Origin of the sequence: Streptomyces apricus (assembly GCF_008369065.1) — a bacterium.
GTDB lineage: Bacteria > Actinomycetota > Actinomycetes > Streptomycetales > Streptomycetaceae > Streptomyces > Streptomyces apricus.
The window spans coordinates 1-7,140 of the sequence record NZ_VDFC01000059.1 but is presented as its reverse complement, the minus strand read 5'-3'; the positions used below and the strand labels follow the sequence as shown (position 1 = coordinate 7,140).

The 7,140-nt window shown below is 71.7% G+C and carries 5 protein-coding genes and 1 pseudogene; 4 read left to right on the top strand and 2 right to left on the bottom strand.

What is annotated here, in order from left to right:
- Positions 1 to 325: 325 nt before the first annotated feature.
- The gene (locus FGF04_RS32580) at positions 326 to 1,636 is read right to left on the bottom strand and encodes a glycosyltransferase family 4 protein (RefSeq protein ID WP_149514988.1); all 1,311 of its coding nucleotides are present in this window, start codon (positions 1,634 to 1,636) and stop codon (positions 326 to 328) included.
- A 294-nt stretch (positions 1,637 to 1,930) separates the two neighbouring features.
- On the opposite strand from FGF04_RS32580, the gene FGF04_RS32575 reads away from it, so the two are divergent.
- Positions 1,931 to 2,650 carry a response regulator transcription factor gene (locus tag FGF04_RS32575; RefSeq protein ID WP_149514987.1) on the top strand — a complete coding sequence of 240 codons (720 nt, stop codon included), beginning with the start codon at positions 1,931 to 1,933 and terminating at the stop codon, positions 2,648 to 2,650.
- Positions 2,651 to 4,222, top strand: coding sequence for a HAMP domain-containing sensor histidine kinase (locus FGF04_RS32570; protein ID WP_149514986.1), 1,572 nt, complete (start codon positions 2,651 to 2,653; stop codon positions 4,220 to 4,222). It abuts the gene before it with no gap.
- A gap of 103 nt (positions 4,223 to 4,325) precedes the next feature.
- Here the strand turns inward: FGF04_RS32570 and FGF04_RS32565 are convergent, their stop codons facing one another.
- Entirely contained in the window at positions 4,326 to 4,658 is a 333-nt protein-coding gene (locus tag FGF04_RS32565) for a CU044_2847 family protein (RefSeq protein WP_149514985.1), read from the bottom strand.
- A gap of 409 nt (positions 4,659 to 5,067) precedes the next feature.
- Here FGF04_RS32565 and FGF04_RS32560 point away from each other — a divergent pair, with 409 nt between their 5' ends.
- The gene (locus tag FGF04_RS32560; protein WP_328596425.1) at positions 5,068 to 6,897 is read left to right on the top strand and encodes an aKG-HExxH-type peptide beta-hydroxylase; all 1,830 of its coding nucleotides are present in this window, start codon (positions 5,068 to 5,070) and stop codon (positions 6,895 to 6,897) included.
- Positions 6,898 to 6,940: 43 nt separating this feature from the next.
- Positions 6,941 to 7,140: pseudogene (locus tag FGF04_RS32555) on the top strand (IS5/IS1182 family transposase); the annotation flags it as partial.

Here is a 7,140-nt window from a genome sequence, read left to right as displayed (position 1 = left end):
ACACCGACACGGCCGCGTTCATCGCGCCCGTCGGTGGTGCCGTGCGGGTCGGTGGGTTCGAGGTGGTCCCGTTCGAGGACCAGCTCGCGGCGCTGCGGCCGGAGTAGTCCGGGAGCCGGGCCGGGGCGGGGACCGCGGGTCCGACTCCGGCTGCCGGCCGGTGGGGGTCGGGCGCGCAGTTCCCCGCGCCCCTGGCCGGGCTGCGCCCGGATGGGGGACCGCGGGTTCGGTGCTCGGCTGCCGGTCGGTGGGGGTCGGGCGCGCAGCTCCCCGCGCCCCTTACGGGGCGCAGCCCCGCTTTTCAGGGGCGCGGGGAACTGCGCGGTCAGCCCCCGCCGGGGCGTAGGTGGATCATTCGGCCTCGGTCTCGGTTTCGGTTCCGGCCCGGTAGGGCTCGGCGGCGGGTCCAGGACGCCGCCCGGGCGCGGGTCCGTGCCCAGGAGCGCCGCAGGCGCGTCGTGGCGAGCTCCGTGAACAGCGCCTCGTAGCGGGCCACGATCGGCCCCGGGTCGTAGCGGTGCGAGCCCGCCACCGCCGCCTCGCCCATCGCCCGGCGCAACGGCTCGTCCTCGATCAGGTCGAGCATCGCCTCGGCCAGCGCACGCGCGTCCCCCACGGGGACCAGCCGCCCGTCCACCCCGTCGGTGATGATCTCGGCCGGCCCCAGCGGGCAGTCCGTGCTGATCACCGGCACCCCGCAGCGCATCGCCTCGACCAGCGTCATCCCGAACGACTCCGCGTCCGAGGCCGAGACCACCATCGCCGACTTCGCGAACTCCGCCTCGATGGGGGTGGTGGGACCCATGAGGCGTATGTGGGCGGAGAGGCCCAGCCCGTCCACCAGGTCCTGCAGGTGGTCGCGCTGCGGGCCGCCGCCGTAGATCCGCAGCTGCCAGTCCGGCTCCTTCGTGGCGACCGCCGAGAAGGCCTCTATCAGCAGGTCGAAGCGTTTGCCGGGGACCAGCCGGCCCGCCGCGGCCACCCTCTTCGACGACCTGTCGCGGACGACGCCCTCCGGCGCCGGGACTATGTTCGGCACCGCCGCGATCCGGACGCCCGGCAGGGGCATCCGCCGCCGGTACACCTCCGCGTCCGCCTCCGTCGTCGTCACCACCGCGTCCAGCCACCGGTAGCGCCGGCCCAGCACCCCCCGCAGCCGCTTGCTGTGCGCGTCGTGCCGCAGGTGCTCCTGGCCGATCCGCAGGGCCCGGCGCGGCGCGAAGAGGGACACGTAGACGTTGATGCCGGGCCGGGTGCCGATCACCACGTCCGCGTCGCAGTCCGTGAGGTAGGCGCGGGCCCGCAGGTCGGTGAGGCGCGTGTACTGCGCGTACCGCTTGTCCGAGTCCGGGAAGTCCGTGGCGGGCCGGGCGTACTCGGGATCCGCGAGGTCCGCGCTGCCCTCGCGCTCGTCCACCAGCGGCACCACCCTGATCCGCGGGTCGACGGCGAACCGCGGCTCGTCCCGGTGCCGCCGCATCGAGACGATCTCCACCTCGTGCCGGTCGGCGAGCGCCGCGGCGAGGTTGAGCGTCGTGCGGACGGTCCCCCCGATCGCGTACGCGTTGTGCAGCAGCAGGACGACCTTCGTACGGCGGCCCGCCCGGCCCCAGCCCCTGCGCCCCTTGCGCCCCATGCGTTTCGCGGTCCCCTCGTCCCCTGCTTGCGCCCCATGCGTTTCGCGGTCCCCTCGTCCCCTGCACGCCCCGTACGCCCTGTACGTTCCGTGCGTCCTGTGCGGTCCGTGTGTCCCGTGCGCTCCATGCGGTGCGTGGTCCTCCCCGTCGCGGCGCTCGCCCCCCGTACGAGGGACACAGTGGCGGGGCGAGGTGAGCCACCGGTCCCGGTGGGGTGAGAGCCGGGTAAGAGGCCCGGCCGTAACCCCCCTTCATCAGGTAGTACGTACGGAACGGCTTGGCAGACTGGTCCCGTGCCCCACAATCTGCTGCTCGCCGAGGACGACCGCGCGATCCGCCACGCCCTGGAACGGGCGCTGACCCTGGAGGGGTACGCGGTCACGGCGGTCGCCGACGGGGTCCAGGCGCTCGCGCAGGCCCACCGCACCCCGCCCGACGTGCTCGTCCTCGATGTGATGATGCCCGGCATCGACGGCCTCCAGGTCTGTCGTGTGCTGCGTGCCGAGGGCGACCGCACCCCCATCCTGATGCTCACCGCGCTGGTCGAGACCGCGGACCGCATCGCGGGCCTGGACGCCGGCGCCGACGACTACGTGGTCAAGCCGTTCGACGTCGAGGAGGTCTTCGCCCGCCTCCGCGCCCTGCTCCGGCGCACGGTCACCCCCCGCGACGCGTCCGGCGAGGTACCCGGCGAACCGCGGCGCACACCGGACGGCCGGCTCACCGCCGCGGGCCTGCGCCTGGACCCGCAGGCCCGCCGGGTCTGGCGGGGACCGCGGGAGATAGACCTCACCCGCACCGAGTTCGACCTGCTGGAGCTGCTCGTCCGCAACTGCGGCATCGTCCTCGACCACACCACCATCTACGACCGCATCTGGGGATACGACTTCGGGCCAGGATCGAAGAACCTGGCCGTGTACGTGGGATATCTGCGGCGCAAACTCGACGAACCGGGCGTACCGTCGCCGATCCACACCGTGCGGGGCGTGGGGTACGTGCTGAGGGAGGACTGAGTGGGCCGCGGGCGGCGGGGGCGGTGGCCGGCCGCGGCGCGGCTGTCCTCGCTGCGGACGAGCTTCACCGTGTCGTTCGCGGCCGTGGCGGCGGCCGTGACCGTCCTCGTCGGCCTCCTGTCGTACGACGCCGCCGCCCGGCTGGTGCGCGTGGACCAGCAGACCGTGTTCGAGGGCGTCGTGCGGGACCTCCTGGACGAGGTGCGGCGTACCCCGCTGTCGCCCGCGGACTTCACGACCGGCGACGCCGACGGCGGCCCGCGCGACGAGATCGTCCGGCCGAGCGGCACGGTCGTGCAGGTCCTCGGGCCCGGCGGGTCCGTCGTCGACCGGGGCCATCCGCCGCTGCCCGTGGACGCCGGCGACCGGCCGGTGGCGTCCGGGCAGGTCGCCGGGCGGGTGGTGGAGCACCGGGACGTCGACGTCGGCGGCGCCGGCTACCGCGTGGCGACCGTCTCGCTCGGCGGCGGGCGGGGCGCCGTGCAGGTGGCGCAGGAGTTCAGCGGCACCGAGGACCTGCTGCGCGACCTCCAGCAGCGGACCGTGCTCCTCGAAGCGGCCGTGGTGGTCGCCGCGGGCCTCTTCGGGTGGTGGCTGGCCCGGCGCATCACCTCGCGCCTGGTGCGGCTCACGGGGGCCGCCGAGGACGTGGCGCGCACCGGGAGCCTGGGCATCCAGGTGCCGGTCGCCGGGTACGACGAGGTGGCCCGGCTCGGCCGGTCCTTCGACCGGATGCTGGGCCGCCTCGCCCAGTCCGAGGACGACCAGCGGCGCCTCGTCCAGGACGCGGGGCACGAGCTGCGCACACCGCTCACCTCGCTGCGTACGAACATCTCGATCCTGCGCCGGATGGACGAGCTCCCGCCCGCCGCGCGCGAGGAGCTGGTCGCCGACCTCGCCCAGGAGTCCCGCGAACTCACCGACCTGGTCAACGAGTTGGTCGCGCTGGCGGCCGGCCGCTCCGACACCGAGCCGCGGCGGCGGGTGTCCGTCGGCTCCCTCGCGGACGAGGTGGCGGTGGCGGCGCGCCGGCGCACGGGGCGGGCGGTCACGGTACGGGTGTCCGGCGACACGGAGACCGAGGGGCGGCCCATGGCGCTGCAGCGGGCCGTGTCCAACCTGGTGGAGAACGCGGCGAAGTTCGACCGGGAGGGCGGCGGGCCGATCGAGCTCGTCGTGACGCGTGCCGGGGACGCCGTCCGCGTCGAGGTCCTGGACCGCGGGCCCGGTATCGCGCAGGAGGACCTGGACCGGGTCTTCGACCGCTTCTACCGGGCGCCGGACGCCCGCAGCCTGCCCGGGTCCGGGCTCGGGCTGTCGATCGTGCGCGAGGTGGCTGCCGCCCATGGCGGGGAGCCGTTCGCCAGGCGGCGGGAGGGGGGTGGGTCGGTGACGGGGTTCACGCTCGCCGCGGGGGGACTCCGTCGGGGTGCGGGTCGCTTGATCTTTTGTCTTTGCCGGGACGTGGGCGACCGCCTTGGGGGGTCGCCCACGCTCCTGTTCCGTGGCCGGAGGTTGCGTTGTCGGGTGCGGGTCCGTCGTGGCTTGTCGCGCAGTTCCCCGCGCCCCTAAGAGACCTGCCGGTCCCCGTGCCTCCGAAGGACGCGCGGTTCCCCGCGCCCGTTGAAAGACGGGGGTGGTGTCCCTGGGGGGGGAAGAGAGAGGCTACGGCGGCTTACTCGGGTGGGTTGTCCGCGCGCCAGGTCATGGTCACATTCAGATGAGCCTCGCCCGCTGATTTGGCGATCACGGCGCCGACTTCGGCGTTGAAGCGCATGCCGAACTCCAGGCAGACCTCATCGGGACGGCTGGGCATGTCCCTCAGGCGCCGAAGGGTCGACGCGGCCGCGTTCCGGATGCGGTCGACGCCCGCCTCGAAGGAGGCGGTGGCGTCCGCCACGGTGTCACCCAAGCGGGACACCTCGACGACTCCTGGTTCGTCCTCCGCCACTTCCACCACCAGGAAACTGTCGTCGTCCTCCGACGGGAAGCGCAGTAGTTGCGTCACGTGATCCCCCTCGCGATGCGGCCACCAGGAGTACGTCGTCCAACGCTGTATGACCTGCGGCCGTCTTCCACTGGCGAGCCATTGCAGCCACCATGGAAGCGCACCCAGAGCCGCCGGACCACCATGTCAGGGGGAACCACGGTATGGCAGACCCTGCGAAGGATTTCTGTTCCGACCTTCTCGATCTGTCTGGGATCTCTTTGGCCGAACTACATTCTAGTGACGATCCCGTACTGCGACGCGCGTTGAGTCGGGTGAATGCAAAGGCGGCTCTGGCTTACGGGATGTTGGCGGGTGATAGCCAGAGTGATGAGATGGGATTCGTCTGTGGCAGGCGTCCGGACCAGTGCGGACCGTGACCCCCCGGCCGCTGGATATCCACAGAGTGTCCCTGGAGTCGCTCCGGGCCATGGCGATGGGCCATGCAAGTGAGGCCGATCTTCGTCTGTTGCGTTCCGCTCAACGCAGTCAGCTTCTGCTGACGCTGCGTGCCCTACTCGATCAGGTCGACGCTGCGGCGCGACGGACCCGGCACCCCGGTGGTGTTCCGTCGGGTCAGATGGCCTGGCGGTTGCTCTGCGAGACCGAGGCACGGACCCCCGTAGCGGTGGAAGCCGTTCTCGCCGATCCCACCGTGATGGCTTGGGCCCTGCGTCTCATCAGGCGCTTGAATGGGTCCGCAATCGATCCACCGTCCACAGCCCCGCTCTGGGCGGACCTCGGACAGTTCCATGCCTTAGCTGTGGCTGCGGCCGTGCGCGCCAGGATCCCCTGCGTTCTGTGGGTACCCGCACACTACGGCCTGGTCTGGTTGCCAGGTACGGGGATGGCGGGCCCGGTGGCGCGCCGCCGGTGGAGCGAGGCGGAGGTCCACGTGGACGGGGAAGGCGCCGTCATACATGGAGAAGCCGGGCAGGTACTGCTGAACTTCCCTCTCACGGCCCCGGTACCGGGATGGCGTCCTCTACGGCACCTGCGCGGCCCCGCCCTTGTAGAGGCCGAAGGGGCGGGACCAGGGCCGTGGCTGGACACGGTGAGCCCGTACCGGGACTTCACCCGGTACCCGAAATCTCCTGATCGCTCGGGTGCCGGCCGATCACAGGTGTGGGAGGCCCGTCTCGCAGACGCGTACGCCCTGCTGGACCGGGAATCCCCGGCGGATGCCGTCGCGCTGGGAGAACTTGTACGCGCGTTCGTGCCACGATCGTTCCGAAGAACGTCGGGAGCACTGGTGGCTAGCGCCTCCTCTTTGGATGCCTTCGGCGCGGTCACCATGTCACTGCCCCGCGACGTGACCCAGGCAGCCGCGACCCTCGTACACGAAACACGCCACCAACAGCTCAACGCGTTGCTCAACCTAGTGCATCTCGTCCTGCCCCCAGGAGATGAGCACGAAGGCGGTGAACTACAAGAACGACGGCTCTACTATGCGCCTTGGCGAAGTGACCCCCGGCCGGTACGGGGACTTCTGCACGGAGTGTTCGCATTCGCGGGAGTCGGCCGATTCTGGCGGAGACACCGCGGATACGTGACCGGGACCCAGGCCCAGCACGCCGACTTCGAGTTTGCCGTTCTCCGGGAACAGTTGCGGGAGGCGGTCGCTGCCCTCTTGACCGACGACGACCTCACCGAGGCAGGCAGGCTGTTCGTCGAGGAGATCGCGGACGTGGTCGCGACCTGGCAGGACGACGAAATCGCGACAGGTCCGGCCGAACTGGCTCGCTACTACTGTGCATTGCGACGTGCCGTGTGGAGAGTCCGACACTTGGAGATACCTACCTCCGCGGCGGAACGATTCGCCAAGGCGTGGGCGGCCGGAGCCACCGCTCCCGCATTGCCGTCCCCGACGATGCGCCCGCGGCTGGATCTGATTCGCCCTGACACGTTCGGGCCTCTGGCCAGGAACCGCCTGTCCGCMCCCGGTGCCTTCGCCCGCCGGCGGCTGCGGGCGGACAAGAGTGGAACCCCTCTTCTCAGAGCCGAGTACGCCGCGGTGGCGGGAGACGCCGAACAGGCCGCGCTCGGGTACGCGGAGTGGACCGCGCAGAACCCACGGGATCCCGAGGCATGGATCGGCGCGGCGCTGGCGCTTCCCGAGCCGACCCGGGGCACGGGTGCCGCCCTGGTACTGGACCGCCCCGAAGTGGTGGCGAGCGTTCACCGAGCCGTGACAACGGCCGGAGGCGGCTTCCCCGCCCCGGCCGATCTCGCCGAGTGGCTGGGTGGAGGTGATACCTAAGGGTTGTCCCGTAACTGCCGGTCACGGGTGAGATAATCTTGCTGTGTCTGGTGTGATCACGGCGTCGGAGCCCTCCTGGATAGGCCCGTTCACCGGCCTGAGCCCGCGCCAGTTCGGCAAGCTGATCACCGCGTTGCGGCGGGAGGGGGCGGACCCGGTGCGCAAGGGACGGCCGTGGAGCCTGCCGCTGGAGGACCGGGTCCTGCTGGTCGCCGCGTACTGGCGGACCAACCTGACGCTGCG